Raw genomic sequence first — 17,389 nt, 5'->3', positions numbered from 1 at the left:
TGTTCCTCAAGGGTGTGCTCATGACGACGGTTCATGGACTTGGCGCGGCGGTTCTGGTGGTGGCGATCCTGGGAGCAGGCTGCACGACGATGACCAGCCCCCGCGACCGTATCGTCAAGCGCGAGGCTCCCTGCGCCGACGTGACCGTCGATATCTATTTCGAGCCGGACTCTGCCGCCGTCACCAAGGAGGGCCGCGCTGTCCTTCGCGCCGCGGCCGACCAGGCCAAGGGCTGCCAGGTGGACAAGGTGCTGGTCCTGGGACTGGCCGACGCCGCCGGCGCGCCGGCCGCTAACTTGGAACTCTCCAAGCAGCGCGCCGCCTCGGTGACCAAGGCTCTCCGCGCCACCGGCCTGCCCGCCGGCGAAGTCGACCTGACCGCAGCAGGCCAGTCGGGCTCGGTGACGGCCTCGGGCGACAACCGACCCCTGCGCCGCCGCGCCGATGTCACCCTCAAGCTCTCATCGCCCCGGAAATAGGGGCGACTACCGGATAGCGCGCAAAAAGAAGGGCGGCTCTGGGGGGAGCCGCCTTGAAGGTGTGCACATCGAGAATGGGGTGCGAAGGCGGCAGACCGGCGTGTGCGCCGGTCTCAAGTCGGGGGGGCGTCGCCGCCTTCGCAAATATCAAACTCACTGGCGAATCCTTGGTTCCCGTTCCGCGCGAGTTTTTCGAAAGTTATTTCGCCGCCAGATCGACCGCGGGCATCGAGTCGAACTCCGCCTTGCTGAGCGGGATCACGAAGCGGTCGCCCTCGGGGCTCAAGGCCTTATAGGGCAGGCTGCGGGGACCCGCGGCCCGCGCGCCCTTGGGCTGGACCAGCACCTGCAGGGGCCGGCCGTCGGGGCCGGTGATCACCTTGGCGATCGTCCCCAGCACCGCGCCGTCGGCGGCGCGCACTTCGCGGCCCTCCAGGCCTGAAGCCCCTTGGGCGGAGGCCAGGTTGGCGAAGGCCAACATCACACCGGCGGCGAGACCGGCGACGAGGATATGTCTGGGCTTGATCATGATGCTCAACAGATGGGGAGGCCGTGACCTCATTGCGACCATCCTGAGCCAAACCACCTGAACCGTCGATGAGCGGGAACAGCAGCACGACTGTGGCGTTGACCAGATGCGGGCGTCCGGTCCGCGTCAGATTTCGGGGACCCCCCAGATGATCCGTGGATTTGAAGCGCCCCATGGCGGGGTTGTCCTCTTCACCGCGCCAAGCCAGCGCCAGCGCCAGGCGCGCCGCCGCTCGGCCGCCGTCGCCGTAATCCTCGGCATCGCCTTCGCCGGCGGCCTGATCGGTCAGCTCAGCACCGCCCAAGACGCCAGCCGGCCGGTTCCCCCCGGTCCGTTCAGCTATTTCCCGAACTAGTAAAAGGAGCCGACCTGATGGCCGTCCTCTATCGTAATCCCGACCATACCGTCCTCAACGCCACCCGCGCCCGTCAGGGACGCTTCGGGCGTCACGTCTTCTGGGTGCTGCTGGTCTCCACGGCGCTCGCCGCCATGGCCCTGTTCGGCGCCTGGACCTGGCAGGCCGACAACCTGGCCTCCACCGAGGTGAACAACGGCAAGCAGCCCGCCGACGCCCAGGCCTTCAGCGCCGGCGCCCCGGCCGAGAACACTCTACAGAAGACGCCTGACGCCCCGCGATAGATCGCCTCTCCAATGCAAAACGGCCGCCCCATCGGGCGGCCGTTTTCATATCTGGATGCCGGCCCGGCTAGAGAACCGACTGTCCCCGCACCGCGCGGATGACGAAGCTCGCCACCAGCAGCACCAGGAAGACGACGAACAGCACCTTGGCCACGGTGGCGGCCAGACCCGCCAGGCTCACGAAGCCCAGGAGGCCCGCCACGATGGCGAGAACGGCGAAGGTCAAGGCCCAACCCAGCATGCGATCAACTCCGGAAACGATGCGCCCCCGATGCGGACGCCTGAAAACGAAAACGCCGGCGCGAGGCCGGCGTTCCGCTCAAGCTGTCGGCTCGAATATCTAGGCGGCTTGCTTGGCGTTCCGGGGATGGAAGAACAGCGCCTGGCCGATCGCCGCCTTCACCGTCTCCGGCTGGAAGGGCTTGGTGATCAGGAAGGTGGGTTCCGGACGCTCACCGGTCAGCAGACGCTCAGGGAAGGCGGTGATGAAGATCACCGGCACGTCGTAGCGGGCCAGGATGTCCTTCACCGCGTCGATGCCCGACGAGCCGTCGGCCAGCTGGATATCGGCCAAAACCAGGCCCGGCACCTTGCGGTTCACCGCGTCCACCGCCTCGGTGCGGGTGGCGGCGATGTCGACCACCGTGTGACCCAGTTCGGTGACCAGGGCTTCGATGTCGGCGGCGATCACCGGTTCATCCTCGATGATCAAGACATCGGTGGCCAGTTCGGCGTCGATTTCCTGCTGGGCTTGGCTGATCAGGCCCTCCACCTCGGAGAAGTCGGCGCCCAGGATCTGGGCGGCCTCGGAGGGGGTGAAGCCCTCCAGGGCGGTGAGCAGGAAGGCCTGCCGCGAGCGCGGCGCGATTCGCATCAGGCGGCCGCTGGCGTCGTCGCCGGTGACGCCGCCGTCGCGAGGCTCAAGCTTGGCGCCCGTGCTGAGCCAGATGGTGTGGAAGACATTGTAGAGCGCCACGCGAGGCGTCAGGTTCGCCTCCAGAGTGCGCTCCCCGGCCGCCAGGGCCTCCAGCGCGACGCGGACATAGTGGTCCCCGGTCGTCTGATCGCCGGTGAGGGCGCGGGCGTATCGGCGCACATAAGGAAGATGCGGCGCCAGTCGGGCTAGCAGACTCAAGGTGATACCCTCCCCGTAAGAAACACGCGAACGCCTCGGCTCCCCGACAGCGCTTACCATAGCGCCGGAAACGTCGCTGTGGGGAACCGGTTCCCGCGGGCGTGCGTTTTGTTCATCCTAGAGCGCGTCAGGGTTGGTTGGAGGCCGGTTAACCCGTCCGTCGCGCTCTAACTAGGAAGTAGGACCTTTTCGAACCGATCAGATTTCATCTGATCCTAAAAGGTTCTGGGGTAGATCATGGGAACCGGAACCGGAGCAGGGCGTTGACGGGCGACGATGACCAATCGAGGGGGCAAGCCCCGCGCAAGCGGAGCGCCGAGGACATGATTGAACACACACCCAATGAGGACCGGCGGAAAGTCTCCATGGCCCTCGACGAGGCCAGGCTCCGCCAACAGGCGATCGGCGCGCGTTTGCGCCAGATGTTCGACGAAGTGGTCAACGAACCCGTCCCGGACGAATTCCTCGATATCCTTCGCAAGGCTGACAAGCGTTCCTCGGAGAACGGCTGATGTCGGGGGACGATAAGAACGCCGACCGCTCACCCGCGGAGGACGAGGCGTTCAAGCGTGAGCTGGTCAAGCTGATCCCGCACCTGCGCGCCTTCGCCCGCACCCTGGCCGGCGAACCGGCCGGCGCCGACGATCTGGCGCAGGACGCCATGATGAAGGCCTGGGACGCCCGCAAGAGCTTCCAGATGGGCACCAACATGAAGGCTTGGACCTTCATGATCCTGCGCAACCAGTTCTATTCCGAGAAGCGTCGGTCCTGGCGCCAGATTCAACTCGACCAGGAGGCGGCCGAGCGCACCCTGGTGGCGGTGGACGATCCCGAGGCGCCCGTCGCCCTGGACGAACTGCGCCTGTCCCTGGCCATGCTGCCCGCCGAGCAACGCGAAGCCCTGGTGCTGGTGGGCGCGGGGGGCTTCGCCTACGAGGAGGCCGCCGAAATTTGCAACTGCGCGGTCGGCACCGTGAAGAGCCGGGTCAGCCGCGCAAGGCGCGCCCTGCACGCGATCCTCGACGACGGCGCCTATGAGCGCGATGGTGGAGCCGCCGGCGACGCCATGCGCTCCATTCTCGCGGATGCGGAGCGGCTCTCAAGCGCCCGGTAGGCGACGGGCAAGTCTATGATCACATCCCCCTGGGGCTCATTATCGACGATCCGGGTGCGCCTCGCCGCCGCGCTCGCCGCCGCCCTGTTGCCGGTGCTGATCCTTGGCGCCATCCAGTCCTCCATGGCCTTTCATCGCGAGGGCGAGATCGTGCGCCAGAACCTCGCCGCCTCGGCTGAGCGCAGCGCCGCCACGGCGCGCGCCCGCATGGAGGCGGCCGACATCCTGCTGGAAACCCTGACGCCAGCCTCCGTCGGCTTCCAGTGCGCCCAGCGCCTGGCCGAGGTGACCCGGCGCATTCCCGGCTATTCGAACCTGATCCGCTTCGACCGCCGCGGCCGCGTGGCCTGCGCCGCCCACGACGTGCCGATCGATATGGTCCGCGGCGAGCGGCCCTGGTTCCAGCAACTGCAGACCGGCGACAACCTGGTGGTCACCCGCGATCCCGGCGCGCTCTACGCCAAGGAGCCTGTCTTGCTGGCGGCGGTTCGCGCCACCGATCCCCGGGTCGGCTTCGACGGCGCCCTGGTGGCGGTGATCTCCCTGCAAAGTCTCGCGCCGCGTCTGGCCGACCGCTCCCTGCCCGATGAGGCGGAGGTGGCGCTGGCCGACAAGCAGGGCCGCTACATGAACTTCACCGATGGCCAGGCCTTCCCCGACCTGCCGCCCGCCTGGCGCGCCAAGGCCAACGCCAAGGGCTCGGTGGTCTGGTACGCCAAGGATCGGCGCGGCGACCGCCGGGTCTATTCGGCCGCCCCCCTGGTGGGCGACGATCTCTATGTGATCCTGTCGGCCAAGTCGCAGGGCCTGTTCTCCTGGGCGCGGCTTAATCCGCTCACCGGCCTGCTGTTGCCGGTCCTTTCCTTCGTGCTGGCCCTGCTGGCGGTGCTGGTGGTGACTGACCGGGTGGTGATCCGCTGGATCGCCTATCTGCAGCGGATCGCCGCCCTCTACGCGCGGGGACGGCTGACCGTTCGCCCGATCCAGGCCGAGCAGGCGCCGCCGGAAATCCGCGACCTGGCTGAGACCCTGGAGCAGATGGCCGACGCCATCGTCGGACGCGACGCCACCCTGCGTGACAACCTGGCCCAGAAGGACGCGCTGATGCGCGAGATTCATCACCGGGTGAAGAACAACCTGCAGGTCATCTCCTCCCTTCTGAACATGCAGCAACGGGCGCTGACCGACCCCGCCGCCCGGGCCGCCATGTCCGACACGCGCCAGCGGATCACGGCCCTGGCCCTGATCTACCGCGCCCTCTACCAGGGGCCCGACCTGAAGAAGGTCGACCTGCGCCCCTTCCTGGAGGAGCTCACCGCCCAGCTGGTGGCCGCCGACGCCCTGCACGGCGCCCCGGTGAAGACCGAGATGCACGTCGACGCCCTGGTGATCGACCCCGACCGCCTGGCGCCGCTCGCCCTGTTCGCCGTGGAAGCCATCACCAACGCCCAGAAGCACGCCTTCGCCGGCCGCGGCGGGACGCTCATCGTCACCTTCAAGGTGCGGGGCGACGAGGCCGAACTCGACATCAGCGACGACGGAACCTCCACCCATGATGTCGCCACCGCCTCGGGCGTGGGCCGCACCCTGATGACCGCCTTCGCCCGTCAGCTGCGCGGCAGGACCGAGCTGGTGCGCAACGAAGCCGGTGGCGTGACCGTCCGTCTGATGTTCCCGACCCCCGGCGTGGAAAATACAGTGAAGCCTGAGCCACAATCAGGGAACCAGGCGGCAGCCTGACCGTTCGTCTCCCGCAAGTTCAACAATCCCCCGGGGAGACTAGACCCAATGCGTAAGATCGCTCTGCTGGCCATCGTGGCCGCCACCTTCGCCATTTCCGCCTGCAACACCCTGTCGGGCGCCGGCCGTGACGTTTCGGCCGCCGGTTCGGCCGTGACCTCCACCGCCGAAGACGCCAAGCACTAAGCTTTCAGACCCACTACCAAGGGTCTCGAAACCCCGTCGCGGTCTCCGCGGCGGGGTTTTCCGTGGCCTAGACGCGCTCTAACCTCAGTCGCCGCCGAACCAGACGAAGGCGCGGTTGAGCTTCTGGCCCATGGCGCTCAGCACCCCGGTCAGCACCGGCTCCTCCGCCGCCCCGCCCCGCACCCGTTCCAGGGCCTTGGCGTCCAGCTGGCCCTCGAAGCTGACCTCGCCCAGCACGTCGTCCTGGCCGTAGAAACTCACCTGTTCGGAGGTAACCTTGTAGGCCTTGGGCAGAACCCGGCGGCTGACCTCGTGATAGGGCTGGCCGAGCTCATTTTCCCGCTGCGGGCTGGTGACGTCGTCGAACTCCAGCATCACCGGCGCGTAGTTGGGCGAAATACGCTGGCCCTTCTCGTAGCTGGCGAACTCCTCGGCCGTGCCCAGGTGCAGCTCGCGGAGCTTGAAATTGCCGAACTGGACCGGCGCCTTGGCGAAGTAATAGCCGAACAGGTTCAGGCCGGGCTCGTGGAAGAAGCCGGTGAGGTGCGCCACGGGGGTGGCCGCCGGCGCAGGCCCGGGCGGCGGGATCGGCGCGGTCGGCAGGCCCGGCGACACCGGCGCGCTGGCCTCCTGGCTGGGCTTGTTGCAACTGGCCAACGCCAGGGCGGCGGCCAGAACGGCGGCGGTGGCGGACAGCAGGCGCTTGGACATCAGAAATCCCCCGGGTGATCGGGTTGATCCTAGGTGGTGTGGCTCCGCTTGTCAGGCGGCGGCGCGAAAGGAAGGATTTCGGGCATAGAGCCCGGGTCGCCCGCTGACGGGCTGGAAGGCTTCGGAGAGGCCGGTGGCGGTCTCCCCCAGTCCCAGGAACAGGAACCCGTCAGGGCTCAGCGCGCGGGCGAGGTTCTCCAGCAGGCGGGCGCGCATCGGCTCCACCAGGGCGCTCAGAACGTAGCGGCAGAAGATCACATCAAACCGGCCGGCGGCCGAGAGGTCGGCCACCAGGTTGATCCGCCGCCAGCGCACCATCTGGCGGATGCGCGGCGCGAGCGCCCACATCTCGTCGGCCTTCTCGAAGTGACGCACCAGCTGGCGGATCGGCAGGCCGCGCTGGATCTCGAACTGGGTGTAGAGGCCGCTCTGGGCCTTTTCCAGGGCGCGCTCCGAAAGGTCCGAGGCGAACAGCTCCAGCTTGGCGCCGGGGATAAGGGCGCGCTGGTCCTCGATGGTCATGGCCAGGGAATAGACTTCCTGCCCCGACCCGCAGGCCGCGCTCCAGATGCGGATCGGCTCGCCGTCGCGCAGCCGGGCGAGCGTCGGCAGGATCTCGTCGCGGAACAGGTTGAAGGGCGCGCGGTCGCGGAAGAAGGCGGTCTCGCTGGAGGCCATGCACTCGACGATCGCCCAGGCCAGCCGGTCCTCGCGCTTGGTGCGCAGGGCGGCGATCATGTCGTCGATGGAACCGAAGTTCTCACGCCGGGCCACCGGGCCCAGGCGGCTTTCCAGCAGGTAGGTCTTGTCGGGGTCGACGAAGAGCCCCGCGCGCGCCGCGCAGAGCTGCACCACCAGATCGATGTCCTCGGTCCTCATGCCAGCCCGGCCTCGGCGAATTTCGAGGCGATGATGTCGCCGTCGAAGGGCTTCATGATGTACTCGTTGGCGCCGCAGTCCAGCGCCTCGCGGATGCGTTCGAGGTCGTTTTCGACGGTGCAGAACACCACGGTGGGCTTGTCTCCGCCCGGCTCCAGCCGCAGGTGGCGCAGGAACTCGATCCCCGTCATCACCGGCATGTTCCAGTCCAGCAGGATCGCGTCGGGCATGGCCGCGCGGCACCAGGCGAGCGCCTCCATCCCGTCGGACGCCTCGGCGATCTCGAAGCCGATGTCCTCCAGGATTCGGCGGGCGACCTTGCGGATCACCCGGCTGTCGTCAACGACAAGGCAGGTCTTCAACGGGATACTCCACCCTTCCACCGTCTTCTCGCGCGCGGTTGGTTAAGGAGCCGTGTTAACCGGTCGGAAATTCACATTTCGCGCGGCTTGGTCGCAGGTCTTGGCTAGAGCATGATCGTTTTAGACGGAACCGCGTCGCGGTCCCGGCTGAAGCGTGAATCATGCTCTCGCTTAAATCTGGAGCCTGGTTCACCGCATCGGCGGAATCGCGAAGCGATTCCACCTCAACGGATCAGGCTCTAAGCCGGAATGCTGGCCGCGAAGGTGACTTTTTCCTCGGCGACATCGGCGAAGATGCGGCCACCGGCGTCGGTCATGAACAGATGCACGTAATAGGCCTGGACCCAGTGCCCATGCAGACCTTCGCCCATGGCCTCGCCGCGCAGGCCGGCCAGAACTTCCGGGCGCAGGCGGGCGCGGGGACCGACGGCCTCCACGGCCAGCACGATGGTCGCGCCTTCTTCCACCGCGCGGATCTTGGCGACACCGCCGGTGGGCAGGGCCGCACCGGCCATCTGGGCCAGGTTGAGGATGGCCCGGGCCGCCGGCTTGTTCAGGGACGCGGGCTCCACCTGCCAGTCCATCTCGGCGCGCATGTGGCCAAACACGCCCTGGGCCAGCTTAGCCAGTTCCCGGGCGTCAAAGGTCTCGGCGGTCGCCGAGGCGCCGAAGGCCACCCGGGTGAAGGAGAGCAGGTCGGCCAGCTTTCGCGCGCTGCCGCCGATCAGGTTCATGGCGTCCTCGCGCATGTCCTGGGCGCTGGGGTCGTCCAGCAAGTCCAGGCCTGAGACGATCGCGCTGGCAGGGCTGATGAAGTCGTGACACATCCGCGCCGCCAGATAGGCGGCCACCTCGGCGGTGCGCGGCGCCGGCGGGGGGGCGGCCTCCACGGGGACTTCAGCGGCGGGAGTCTGGTCTGGGTCTGACATGAGGCCCTGAACTTGGCCTGATTTGGCGCTTTGGCAAACCGGGCAGGGCGGATAGGTAACCGGCCTATGAGCGGTTCCGACCCCTTCCTTGAGCCCGGCGTCATCGTACGTCATCCCGGCTGCGACGACTGGGGTCCGGGACAGGTGCAGTCGGTGGCGGGGCGCAAGGTGACGGTGAATTTCCAGGACGGCGGCAAGCAGGTGATCGACACGTCGATCGTGCCCCTGACCTTCGTGAGCGACGACCCCCGGAGCGGCAAGCGATGAGCGATTTCAACACCGACATCGGGCCCTTGCTCGCCGACATCGTCGAGGAGGCCGGGCGTCTGGTCCTGCCCCTGTGGAAGTCGGGCCTGACCGTCCATTCCAAGGCCGACGACAGTCCGGTCACCGAGGCCGACCGCCGCGGCGAGCTGCTGATCCTGGAACGGCTGGAGACCCACTTCCCGGGCGTCCACGTGATCTCCGAGGAGGACGCCAGCGAGTTCGGCACACCCGATGCGGTGGGCGAACGCTTCTTCCTGGTGGACCCGGTGGACGGCACAAAAGCCTTCGTGCGCGGCGACCCCAACTTCACCGTCAACATCGCCCTGATCGAGCGCCGCCGTCCCGTGGCGGGCGCCGTCTGCGCCCCGGCCAGCGGCGAGACCTGGTACACGCAAGGGTCTCAGGCCATGAAACGGGTGGTGGGCGAGGCCGGCAAGCCGGTCCAGGCCCGGGCCTGGGCCAAGGGCGCGGCGGTGGCCCTGGTCAGCCACACCATGAAGGAAGACACCCTCAAGGCCCTGGCCGACAAGTACGGTTTCAACGCCACCAGCGCGATGGATTCCTCCATCAAGTTCTGCCGCCTGGCCGAGGGCGCGGCTGACGTCTACCCCCGCCATGGACCCACCATGGAGTGGGACATCGCCGCGGGGCAGGCGGTGTTGGAGGCGGCGGGGGGCAGCGTCCTGACGCCGGAGGGCGAGGTCTTCGTCTACGGCAAGGCCGATGAGAAGTTCCGCAACGGCTGGTTCGTGGCCCGGGGCAAATAGGACCCCACCTTGCTTAGCCGTTTGCCCGGCGATGCAACCGGCGTCAGGCGGCCTTGCCGAGCTGCGACGCGGCGCGCGCCAGTTCGGTGATCCGGCCCCAGTCACCGGCGCGCACGGCGTCCATCGGCGCGACCCAGGAGCCACCGACGCAGATCACGTTGGGCTGGGCCAGGTAGTCGGCCGCGTTGTCCAGGCTGACCCCGCCGGTCGGGCAGAACGTGGCCTGGGGGAAGGGACTGGCGAAGGCCTTCAGCGCACCGACGCCGCCGACGATATTGGCGGGGAACAGCTTGAAGTGGGTGTAGCCGGCTCGCAGGCCCCACATCAGTTCCGTCGCCGTGGCGATGCCCGGCAGCAGGGGCACGGGGCCGTCGAAACCCTCGCCCTCGATCAAACCGGGGCTGACCCCGAACTTGGCGCCGGCGTCGGCCACCGACTGGCGGGCCGAGGCGGTGGTTATGGTGCCGGCGCCCACCACCGCGCCCTCGACCTCACCGGCGATGCGGCGGATGGAGTCCAGGGCGACCGGGGTGCGCAGGGTGACTTCCAGGGCGTAGAGGCCGCCGGCCACCAGGGCCTTGGCCAGGGGCACGGCGTGGGCCTCTTCCTCGATGATCAGGACCGGGACGACCGGGGCGAGCTTGAGGATGTCCTGGAGGGTCAAAGACGGCTTCCTTCCAACTGTTTCAGCGCCCGGGCCGAGCCCACCAGCGCCGCATAGGGATGGACGATCAGCGAGGTGGGGATGTCGCGGGTATAGTCCGACAGCCGCCCCTTGTCTTCGAACCGGCGGCGGAATTCGCCGCTGTTGAGCCGATCCACCATGCGCGGGGCGATGCCGCCCGAGACATAGACCCCGGCGCGGGCTCCAAAGGTCAGGGCCAGATCGCCGGCCACCGAGCCAAGGATGCCGCAGAACCGATCCAGGGTTTCGGAGCAAAGCGGATCGCCGGCCTGGCCGGCGGCGAACACCGCCTTCTCGTCCACCAGGCCGGTGTCGACGCCGCGGATATCTCCCAGCGCCTCGTAGAGTTCGAACATGCCGCGGCCCGACAGGACGCGCTCGATGGAGACCCGGCCATGGGTCTTCCACAGGCGCTCCAGCACCCGGGCCTCGACCTCGTCATAGGGCGCGAAGGCGGCGTGGCCGCCCTCGGTGGCGATGGGCACGTCGCCGCGCTCGGAGCGGGCGAGACCCGCCACACCAAAGCCGGTCCCGGCGCCCAGCACCACGATCGGCGCGCCCTGCGCGCCCTTCAGCACCGGCCCTATGGGCTTGAGGTCATCGGCGTCCAGGGCCGGAGCAGCCATGGCCTGGGCCGCGAAGTCGTTGATCAGCTGGGCGGCCTCGAAGGCGAAGGTCCCCACCAGCTCGCCCTCGGAAATCCGCCAGGCCAGGTTGGTGAATTCGATCTCGCCGTCCACCACGGGGCCGGCCACGGCCAGCACCGCGCGCGGCGGGCAGCGGCGGCCGACGGTGGTCTCCAGGTACTGGCCGATCACCTCGCCCAGGGAGCCGAAGTCGGCGGCCGGATAGGTCTTGGGATGGCGGATATGGCCGCCCTCGTCCACCAGGGCGAGACGAGCGTTCGTGCCGCCGACGTCGCCGACGAGGCCTGTGTAGTTGGTCTTCACGCGGCGTCCCCGAACAGGGTGCAGGCGCCGGCCTCGGCCGGTCCGGCGGCGCGGCGCATGGCGCCGAACAGTTCACGGCCATAGCCGAAGCCGGCCGGCGGCCTGGGCGCCCGGGGCCGGGCGGCGAGTTCGGCGGCGTCCACCAGGATCTCCAGCACGCCTTCGTGCGCGTTGAGGCGCACCAGGTCGCCGGTCTTCACATAGGCCAGGGGTCCGCCCAGACCCGCCTCGGGCGAGACGTGGATGGCGGCGGGCACCTTGCCCGAGGCGCCGGACATGCGGCCGTCCGTGACCAGGGCCACCTTGAACCCCTTGTCCAGCAGGACGCCCAGGACGGGGGTCAGGCTGTGCAGTTCGGGCATGCCGTTGGCCTGTGGCCCCTGGAAGCGGACCACGGCCACGAAGTCGCGGTTCAGCTCGCCGTTCTTGTGGGCCTCCAGCAGCTCGTCCTGGTCCTGGAAGACAATGGCTGGGGCCTCGATGATCAGGTGCTCGTCCTTCACCGCCGAGGTCTTGATGACCGCGCGGCCGAGACCGCCGGACAACAGGCGGATGCCGCCCTCGGGCATGAAGGGATCGTTGACGGGGCGCAGGATGTCGGGGTTGAGGGAGGCGGTGGGGCCGTCGCGCCAGACCAGCTTGCCGTCCTCCAGGAAGGGCTCCTGCTGGTAGCGGCGCAGGCCTTCGCCGGCCACGGTCACCACGTCCTCGTGGGCCAACCCTGCGTCCAGCAGCTCGCGGACGACATAGGCCATGCCGCCGGCGGCGTGGAAGGCGTTCACGTCCTCGCTGCCGTTCGGATAGACCCGCGCCATCAAGGGTGTGATCCGCGACAATTCGTCGAAGTCGGTCCAGTCGACGATAACCCCGGCGGCCCTGGCCATGGCCACGATATGCAGGGTGTGGTTGGTGGAGCCGCCGGTGGCCAGCAGGCCGACGATGGCGTTGACGATGGATTTCTCGTCCACCACCGCCGACATCGGCGCATAGGCGTTGGTCCCGTCGGCGATCTCGATGGCGCGGATCGGGGCCTGGGCGGTCAGCGCGTCACGCAGCGGCGTATTTGGGGTGACGAAGGCCGCGCCCGGCAGGTGCAGGCCCATCATCTCCATCATCATCTGGTTGGAGTTGGCGGTGCCGTAGAAGGTGCAGGTGCCGGGGCCGTGGTAGGACTTCATCTCCATGTCCAGCAGCTCGTCGCGGGTGGCCTTGCCCTCGGCGTAGAGGGCCCTCACCCGGGCCTTGTCGGCGTTGGAAGCGCCAGAGGTCATGGGGCCGCCCGGCACGAAGATCACCGGCAGGTGGCCGAAAGCGAGCGCCCCGATGGTCAGGCCCGGCACAATCTTGTCGCAGATCCCCAGCATCAGGGCCGCGTCGAAGGCGTCGTGGGTGAGGGCCACGGCCGTCGACATGGCGATCACGTCGCGGCTGAACAGCGACAGCTCCATGCCCGGACGGCCCTGGGTCACCCCATCGCACATGGCAGGCACGCCGCCGGCGAACTGGGCGGTGGCGCCGACGCCTTCCGCCGCCGCCTTGATGATGTCGGGGAAGCGCTCCAGCGGCTGGTGGGCCGAGAGCATGTCATTGTAGGCCGAGACGATGGCCACGTTCGGCGCATTGGGATTGCGCATCCGCTGCTTGTCGCCGTCCGGCGAGGCGGCGAAGGCATGGGCCCAGTTGGCGCAGGACAGCTTGGCGCGGCCAGGCCCGGCATGGCGCGCGGCTTCCATTCTCGCCAGGTAGTCGGCGCGAGTCTCGCGGCTGCGCTCGACGATGCGCGCGGTGACCGCGGCGGTGACCGGATGCATGGGGGTTGCTCCTAAAGCCTGTCAAAGAGACAGGCTGTCATTTTACACTTAGAGCGTGACGGGCGCCTGAACCGGTATCCACTTCAGGCTGTCACGCTCTGGAAACTCACGGCGTCCAGAGGACGCGCAGGGGCGCTTTAGCCTGTTTGAGGAGCGCGTGCACCGGCAGTCCTGAGCCGTGCGCCACGATCTGGCGTTTCACCGCCCCACGGATCAGCAGCAGCGTGATCCGCGCCTGCAAAAGCGCCGGCAAGGTCAGGCTGATGCGGGCCACCGGCGGCGAGCCGACGCCGGCTGGAACGCCGATGACATAGCGCTCGCCCACAGGATCGAGACCGGCCGTCATCACCGGGCTGCCGGGGATCAGAGAGGCGACGTGACCGTCCTCCCCCATGCCAAGGAACAGCATATCGAAGGGGGCCAGCGCGCGGAGGTGGGGCTCGGCGATGTCCGCGGCCGCCTCGGGACTGGGGACGTTGGCATAGAGCGGCAGGAAGCTGGCCGGCGCCGCGCGGCCCCGCAGCAGGCGCTCGCAGACCAGGCGCTCATTGGAGTCCGGAGAAGTGATGGGAACGAAGCGGTCGTCGGACAGGCCGACCGTCACCCGGCCCCAATTCACGTCAGCTCCGCTCAGCAGATCGTAGACGGGCGTCGGGGAACGGCCGCCGGTGCCGATCAGGCTGGCATGCCCCCGGGCGGCCAGACCGGCGGCCAGGGCCTCCACGGTCGCGGCGGCGGCGGCGGCGGCCAGGGCGGCCTCGTCTGCGAAGGTTTCGATCATCTCCCGCCCATAACGCACCGCGGGCCGGTCGGATCGAAAAAACTGCGTTCGGATGCGGAACTCACGGCGCAGGTCGGGAGCTTCCCTTTCGCAAACGGCGTCACACGGGCGCCGGTTGAGACTCGCCCTTACAGTAAGGATTGCGCCATGAGGATCGCCCAGGTTCCGCCTCTGTATGAAGCTGTCCCCCCGCGATTCTACGGCGGCACCGAGCGGGTCGTCTCCCACCTCACCGACGCCCTGGTGGAGCTGGGACACGACGTGACCCTGTTCGCCAGCGCCGATGCGCGGACCAAGGCCAAGTTGGTCACCGTGCGCGATCAGGCCATCCGCCTCGATCCCGCCGAGCTGAAGAGCGACCTGGCCGCCCACATGTCGATGCTCGCCGAGGTGCGCCGCCGAGCCGACGACTTCGACGTCATCCACTTCCACACCGACATGATCCATTTCCCGTTCTTCGAGGACATGGCCGGCAAGACCGTCACCACCCTGCACGGACGGCTGGACCTGAAGGACCTGCAAGGCGTCTACGACCGCTGGCCCCAATACCCCCTGGTCTCCATCAGCGACGACCAGCGTCGGCCCCTGGCCACGACCAGCTGGGCGGGCACCGTCCACCACGGCATGACCACCGACATCTACGAGTTCCACGCGAAGTCCGAGGGCTACCTCGCCTTCCTGGGCCGGATCTCGCCGGAGAAGCGCCCCGACCGCGCCATCGCCATCGCCAAGCGCCTGGGCAAGAAGCTCAAGATCGCCGCCAAGGTGGACGCCGCCGACCAGCGCTATTTCCAGGACAAGATCGAACCCCTGATCCTCGGCGACCCTCTGATCGAGTTCGTCGGCGAGATCGGCGACGATCAGAAATCAGAGTTCCTGGGCGGGGCCGAGGCCCTACTCTTCCCCATCGACTGGCCCGAGCCCTTCGGCCTGGTGATGATCGAGGCCATGGCCTGCGGAACGCCGGTGGTGGCCTATGCCTGCGGCTCGGTGCCCGAGGTGATCGAGGATGGCGTCACCGGCTTCATCGTCCGCACCGACGAGGAGGCTGTGGAAGCCGCGCGCCGGGCGACCAGCCTGGACCGGCGCAAGGTGCGCCAGCAGTTCGAGCTGAAGTACTCGGCCACCGCCATGGCGCGGCGCTATCTTGACCTCTACGCCCGGTTGGGCGCTCCGCTCAGCCAGGACTTCGCCTTCGCTGCCAACGCCTGAGGCAAGAACACATGGACGATCTGGCGCCGGCGCCTGAGGCCCCGGTCGAACAGGGCGAGTCGGTCGAACCGCGCACGCCGCACCGTCTGCACGCCCTGAAGGACAAGGACACCTTCGTGGTGGCCGACTCCTATGGCGACATCCTGGGGGCCGGCGACGGCCTGTTCCACAACGACACCCGCATCCTGTCGCGGTTCCGCGTGCTGCTGGGCGACCGGCCACCGTCCCTGCTGTCGGCGGCTATCGCCCAGGACAATGTGTTCTTCACCTTCAACGGCGCCAACCAGGAACTGCCCTATCCGGGCGGGCCGGTGGGACCGCCGGGCGTCCTGCACCTCGAGCGGAAGCGCTTCCTGTGGGAGGAGCGGCTCTACGAGCGGATCACCTGCACCAACTACAGCCGCGACGTGGTGCTGCTGCCCCTGGCCATAGAGTTCGGCGCCGACTTCCGCGATATGTTCGAGGTGCGCGGGATGAAGCGCGCGCGACGCGGCTACATGCTGCCGCCGGTGATCGACGGGCGCCGGGTGACCTTCACCTATGTGGGCCTCGATCAGGTGGAGCGGACCAGCGTCATCGCCTTCTCCGACCCGCCGGGCCGGCTGACCGCGGGGCGGGCCGACTTCATGTATTCCCTGGCGCCCGAGGGCGCCCTGGAGCTCTATCTCGAGATCGGCTCGGAGGATGCCCCCACCCCCAACCGCGAACGTTTCCGGGATGGCGCAGCCCGGGCCCGCTGGGATATGCGCGCCCGGCGGCGGCACGGCGCGCGGCTGCGCAGTTCGGGCCGGCTGTTCAACGAATGGCTGGAGAAGTCGCGGGCGGACCTGGCCCTGCTCACCACCCGCATGGAGACCGGCCCCTATCCCTATGCCGGCATTCCCTGGTTCTCGACGGCCTTCGGCCGCGACGCCATCATCACCGCCTGGCAGATCCTGTGGTTCGAGCCCTCCCTGGCCAAAGGGGTGCTGACCTATCTGGCCGCCCACCAGGCCGAGGAGGTCTCGGCCTTCCGTGACAGCGCGCCGGGCAAGATCATGCACGAGACCCGCAAGGGCGAGATGCCGGCCTTGGGCGAGGTGCCCTTCGGCCGCTACTACGGTGGGGTCGACACCACGCCGCTGTTCGTGGCCCTGGCCGGCGCCTACGCCGAGCGGACCGGCGACATGGCCCTGATCGACGACCTGTGGCCGGCCCTGAAGGCCGCCACCGCCTGGATGGAGCATTTCGGCGACACCAATGGCGACGGGCTGATCGACTATGCCCGGGGCCAGGAGAGCGGCCTGGCCAATCAGGGCTGGAAGGACAGCCAGGACAGCGTTTTCCACGCCGACGGCCGGTTCCCCGACGGGCCGATCGCGCTCGTCGAGGTGCAGGGCTATGCCTTCGCCGCCTACAAGGCCATGGCCCACTTCGCCGGCCTGCGGGAAGACGAGGCCAGCAAGACGCGCTGGGGCGAGAAGGCCGAGCATATCCGGGAGACGGTGGAGGCGCGGTTCTGGATGGAGGACCAGCAGTTCTACGGCATCGCCATCGACGGCGACGGGGCGCTGTGCCGCACGCGGACCTCCAATCCCGGCCACCTGCTGTTCTGCGGCCTGCCGTCGCCTGAGCGGGCCCGCAAGGTGACGGAGCAGCTGCTGTCGGCGCGGTTCGATAGCGGCTGGGGCGTGCGGACCCTGGCGGTCGGCGAGGCCCGCTACAATCCGATGAGCTATCATAACGGTTCGGTCTGGCCCCACGACACCGCGGTCTGCGCCATGGGCCTGTCGCGCTATGGCGAGCGGGACGGGGTGGTGAACCTGACCTCGGGCCTGTTCGAGACCGCCGCCAGCTTTGAGATGCGGCTGCCGGAACTGTTCTGTGGCTTTGGCCGCAACGCCGGCGAGCCGCCGGTGAACTATCCAGTGGCCTGCCTGCCCCAGGCCTGGGCGGCGGGGTCGGTATTCATGATGCTGCAGGCCTGCCTGGGGATCTGCGTGAACGGGTCTGGCGACGGCATCGAGATCGTCGATCCGCGCCTACCCATCGGCATCGACGTGTTAGCGGTGGACGGCCTGCGGGTCGGCGACGAGAAGGTCGACCTGCTGTTCGAACGGGTCGGCGGCAAGGTCGTGGTCCAGGCCCGCGGACACAGCTCGATCGCGGTCAAGATCTGCTAGAGCCCTTTTCGATCCGACAACCGTTTCACACTTATCGGAAAATGCTCTAGG

Annotated in this window: 22 protein-coding genes; 11 read left to right on the top strand and 11 right to left on the bottom strand. The window is 68.4% G+C overall.

All coding sequences use genetic code 11. The features are described from left to right. The first annotated feature begins 20 nt into the window (after window positions 1-20). Window positions 21-479, top strand: a complete 459-nt coding sequence (locus JKL49_RS02470) for an OmpA family protein (RefSeq protein ID WP_215338122.1) — start codon at window positions 21-23, stop codon at window positions 477-479. 199 nt (window positions 480-678) lie between these two features. On the opposite strand, the gene JKL49_RS02465 is transcribed toward JKL49_RS02470, so the two are convergent. Next, window positions 679-1,008, bottom strand: a complete 330-nt coding sequence (locus JKL49_RS02465) for a PRC-barrel domain-containing protein (RefSeq protein WP_215338121.1) — start codon at window positions 1,006-1,008, stop codon at window positions 679-681. Window positions 1,009-1,156: 148 nt separating this feature from the next. Between JKL49_RS02465 and JKL49_RS02460 the strand changes: the two genes are divergently transcribed. Next, a complete protein-coding gene (locus tag JKL49_RS02460; RefSeq protein ID WP_215338120.1) occupies window positions 1,157-1,363 on the top strand; it encodes a hypothetical protein in 207 nt (68 codons plus the stop codon). A 17-nt stretch (window positions 1,364-1,380) separates the two neighbouring features. Further along, a complete protein-coding gene (locus tag JKL49_RS02455; RefSeq protein ID WP_215338119.1) occupies window positions 1,381-1,647 on the top strand; it encodes a hypothetical protein in 267 nt (88 codons plus the stop codon). Window positions 1,648-1,714: 67 nt separating this feature from the next. Here the strand turns inward: JKL49_RS02455 and JKL49_RS02450 are convergent, their stop codons facing one another. Further along, window positions 1,715-1,888 carry a DUF1328 domain-containing protein gene (locus tag JKL49_RS02450; RefSeq protein ID WP_215338118.1) on the bottom strand — a complete coding sequence of 58 codons (174 nt, stop codon included), beginning with the start codon at window positions 1,886-1,888 and terminating at the stop codon, window positions 1,715-1,717. A gap of 99 nt (window positions 1,889-1,987) precedes the next feature. Continuing rightward, the gene (phyR, locus tag JKL49_RS02445) at window positions 1,988-2,782 is read right to left on the bottom strand and encodes an anti-anti sigma factor/receiver protein PhyR (protein WP_215338117.1); all 795 of its coding nucleotides are present in this window, start codon (window positions 2,780-2,782) and stop codon (window positions 1,988-1,990) included. A 323-nt stretch (window positions 2,783-3,105) separates the two neighbouring features. Between phyR and nepR the strand changes: the two genes are divergently transcribed. The 4 genes from nepR to JKL49_RS02425 are packed head-to-tail and all read left to right on the top strand — an operon-like array spanning window position 3,106 to window position 5,822. Then, entirely contained in the window at window positions 3,106-3,294 is a 189-nt protein-coding gene (nepR, locus tag JKL49_RS02440; RefSeq protein ID WP_215342651.1) for an anti-sigma T factor NepR, read from the top strand. After that, window positions 3,294-3,896: a sigma-70 family RNA polymerase sigma factor gene (locus tag JKL49_RS02435; RefSeq protein WP_215338116.1), complete on the top strand. Its 603-nt coding sequence runs from the start codon at window positions 3,294-3,296 to the stop codon at window positions 3,894-3,896. Before nepR ends, JKL49_RS02435 begins: the two co-directional genes overlap by 1 nt. Before the next feature lie 15 nt (window positions 3,897-3,911). Next, window positions 3,912-5,636 (top strand): sensor histidine kinase PhyK, encoded by a 1,725-nt coding sequence (phyK, locus tag JKL49_RS02430; RefSeq protein WP_215338115.1) that lies wholly within the window; start codon window positions 3,912-3,914, stop codon window positions 5,634-5,636. A gap of 48 nt (window positions 5,637-5,684) precedes the next feature. After that, window positions 5,685-5,822, top strand: coding sequence for an entericidin A/B family lipoprotein (locus JKL49_RS02425; protein ID WP_215338114.1), 138 nt, complete (start codon window positions 5,685-5,687; stop codon window positions 5,820-5,822). Between the two features lie 84 nt (window positions 5,823-5,906). Here the strand turns inward: JKL49_RS02425 and JKL49_RS02420 are convergent, their stop codons facing one another. From JKL49_RS02420 to chpT, 4 genes are all read right to left on the bottom strand, one after another. Continuing rightward, window positions 5,907-6,533 (bottom strand): hypothetical protein, encoded by a 627-nt coding sequence (locus JKL49_RS02420; RefSeq protein ID WP_215338105.1) that lies wholly within the window; start codon window positions 6,531-6,533, stop codon window positions 5,907-5,909. 51 nt (window positions 6,534-6,584) lie between these two features. Continuing rightward, complete coding sequence (locus JKL49_RS02415; RefSeq protein WP_215338103.1) at window positions 6,585-7,412, bottom strand: CheR family methyltransferase; 828 nt, start codon at window positions 7,410-7,412, stop codon at window positions 6,585-6,587. Then, window positions 7,409-7,774 carry a response regulator gene (locus JKL49_RS02410; RefSeq protein WP_215338101.1) on the bottom strand — a complete coding sequence of 122 codons (366 nt, stop codon included), beginning with the start codon at window positions 7,772-7,774 and terminating at the stop codon, window positions 7,409-7,411. Before JKL49_RS02410 ends, JKL49_RS02415 begins: the two co-directional genes overlap by 4 nt. A 239-nt stretch (window positions 7,775-8,013) precedes the next feature. Further along, complete coding sequence (chpT, locus tag JKL49_RS02405) at window positions 8,014-8,703, bottom strand: histidine phosphotransferase ChpT (protein WP_215338099.1); 690 nt, start codon at window positions 8,701-8,703, stop codon at window positions 8,014-8,016. A gap of 66 nt (window positions 8,704-8,769) precedes the next feature. Between chpT and JKL49_RS02400 the strand changes: the two genes are divergently transcribed. Continuing rightward, entirely contained in the window at window positions 8,770-8,970 is a 201-nt protein-coding gene (locus JKL49_RS02400) for a DUF3553 domain-containing protein (RefSeq protein WP_215338097.1), read from the top strand. Then, window positions 8,967-9,737, top strand: a complete 771-nt coding sequence (gene cysQ / locus JKL49_RS02395) for a 3'(2'),5'-bisphosphate nucleotidase CysQ (protein ID WP_215338095.1) — start codon at window positions 8,967-8,969, stop codon at window positions 9,735-9,737. The genes JKL49_RS02400 and cysQ overlap by 4 nt, the downstream gene beginning before the upstream one ends. A 43-nt stretch (window positions 9,738-9,780) precedes the next feature. Here the strand turns inward: cysQ and eda are convergent, their stop codons facing one another. The 4 genes from eda to pgl all read right to left on the bottom strand — a co-directional run bounded on the left by eda (window position 9,781) and on the right by pgl (window position 13,964). Next, window positions 9,781-10,401, bottom strand: a complete 621-nt coding sequence (gene eda / locus JKL49_RS02390; protein WP_215338093.1) for a bifunctional 4-hydroxy-2-oxoglutarate aldolase/2-dehydro-3-deoxy-phosphogluconate aldolase — start codon at window positions 10,399-10,401, stop codon at window positions 9,781-9,783. Next, complete coding sequence (gene glk, locus JKL49_RS02385; RefSeq protein ID WP_215338091.1) at window positions 10,398-11,372, bottom strand: glucokinase; 975 nt, start codon at window positions 11,370-11,372, stop codon at window positions 10,398-10,400. Before glk ends, eda begins: the two co-directional genes overlap by 4 nt. After that, window positions 11,369-13,183 (bottom strand): phosphogluconate dehydratase, encoded by a 1,815-nt coding sequence (edd, locus tag JKL49_RS02380; protein WP_215338089.1) that lies wholly within the window; start codon window positions 13,181-13,183, stop codon window positions 11,369-11,371. The genes glk and edd overlap by 4 nt, the downstream gene beginning before the upstream one ends. Window positions 13,184-13,289: 106 nt before the next feature. Next, entirely contained in the window at window positions 13,290-13,964 is a 675-nt protein-coding gene (gene pgl / locus JKL49_RS02375; protein WP_215338087.1) for a 6-phosphogluconolactonase, read from the bottom strand. Window positions 13,965-14,111: 147 nt separating this feature from the next. On the opposite strand from pgl, the gene JKL49_RS02370 reads away from it, so the two are divergent. Together JKL49_RS02370 and JKL49_RS02365 are read left to right on the top strand one after the other, a co-directional pair. Further along, window positions 14,112-15,176: a glycosyltransferase family 4 protein gene (locus tag JKL49_RS02370; protein WP_215338085.1), complete on the top strand. Its 1,065-nt coding sequence runs from the start codon at window positions 14,112-14,114 to the stop codon at window positions 15,174-15,176. Between the two features lie 11 nt (window positions 15,177-15,187). Then, a complete protein-coding gene (locus tag JKL49_RS02365; RefSeq protein ID WP_215338083.1) occupies window positions 15,188-17,338 on the top strand; it encodes an amylo-alpha-1,6-glucosidase in 2,151 nt (716 codons plus the stop codon). Window positions 17,339-17,389 lie beyond the last annotated feature (51 nt).

It is taken from the genome of Phenylobacterium glaciei (genome assembly GCF_016772415.1).
Classification (GTDB): Bacteria; Pseudomonadota; Alphaproteobacteria; order Caulobacterales; family Caulobacteraceae; genus Phenylobacterium; species Phenylobacterium glaciei.
The sequence above is the reverse complement of the archived record's forward strand: the minus strand, read 5'-3'. Positions and strand labels throughout refer to the sequence as shown.

Bases quoted from the DNA above. Each gene is read 5' to 3' on its own strand.
- JKL49_RS02470 (WP_215338122.1), top strand. From the start codon at position 21: ATGACGACGGTTCATGGACTTGGCGCGGCGGTTCTGGTGGTGGCGATC.
- JKL49_RS02465 (WP_215338121.1), bottom strand. From the start codon at position 1,008: ATGATCAAGCCCAGACATATCCTCGTCGCCGGTCTCGCCGCCGGTGTG.
- JKL49_RS02460 (WP_215338120.1), top strand. From the start codon at position 1,157: ATGATCCGTGGATTTGAAGCGCCCCATGGCGGGGTTGTCCTCTTCACC.
- JKL49_RS02455 (WP_215338119.1), top strand. From the start codon at position 1,381: ATGGCCGTCCTCTATCGTAATCCCGACCATACCGTCCTCAACGCCACC.
- JKL49_RS02450 (WP_215338118.1), bottom strand. From the start codon at position 1,888: ATGCTGGGTTGGGCCTTGACCTTCGCCGTTCTCGCCATCGTGGCGGGC.
- nepR (WP_215342651.1), top strand. From the start codon at position 3,106: ATGATTGAACACACACCCAATGAGGACCGGCGGAAAGTCTCCATGGCC.
- JKL49_RS02435 (WP_215338116.1), top strand. From the start codon at position 3,294: ATGTCGGGGGACGATAAGAACGCCGACCGCTCACCCGCGGAGGACGAG.
- phyK (WP_215338115.1), top strand. From the start codon at position 3,912: ATGATCACATCCCCCTGGGGCTCATTATCGACGATCCGGGTGCGCCTC.
- JKL49_RS02425 (WP_215338114.1), top strand. From the start codon at position 5,685: ATGCGTAAGATCGCTCTGCTGGCCATCGTGGCCGCCACCTTCGCCATT.
- JKL49_RS02420 (WP_215338105.1), bottom strand. From the start codon at position 6,533: ATGTCCAAGCGCCTGCTGTCCGCCACCGCCGCCGTTCTGGCCGCCGCC.
- JKL49_RS02415 (WP_215338103.1), bottom strand. From the start codon at position 7,412: ATGAGGACCGAGGACATCGATCTGGTGGTGCAGCTCTGCGCGGCGCGC.
- chpT (WP_215338099.1), bottom strand. From the start codon at position 8,703: ATGTCAGACCCAGACCAGACTCCCGCCGCTGAAGTCCCCGTGGAGGCC.
- JKL49_RS02400 (WP_215338097.1), top strand. From the start codon at position 8,770: ATGAGCGGTTCCGACCCCTTCCTTGAGCCCGGCGTCATCGTACGTCAT.
- cysQ (WP_215338095.1), top strand. From the start codon at position 8,967: ATGAGCGATTTCAACACCGACATCGGGCCCTTGCTCGCCGACATCGTC.
- edd (WP_215338089.1), bottom strand. From the start codon at position 13,183: ATGCATCCGGTCACCGCCGCGGTCACCGCGCGCATCGTCGAGCGCAGC.
- pgl (WP_215338087.1), bottom strand. From the start codon at position 13,964: ATGATCGAAACCTTCGCAGACGAGGCCGCCCTGGCCGCCGCCGCCGCC.
- JKL49_RS02370 (WP_215338085.1), top strand. From the start codon at position 14,112: ATGAGGATCGCCCAGGTTCCGCCTCTGTATGAAGCTGTCCCCCCGCGA.
- JKL49_RS02365 (WP_215338083.1), top strand. From the start codon at position 15,188: ATGGACGATCTGGCGCCGGCGCCTGAGGCCCCGGTCGAACAGGGCGAG.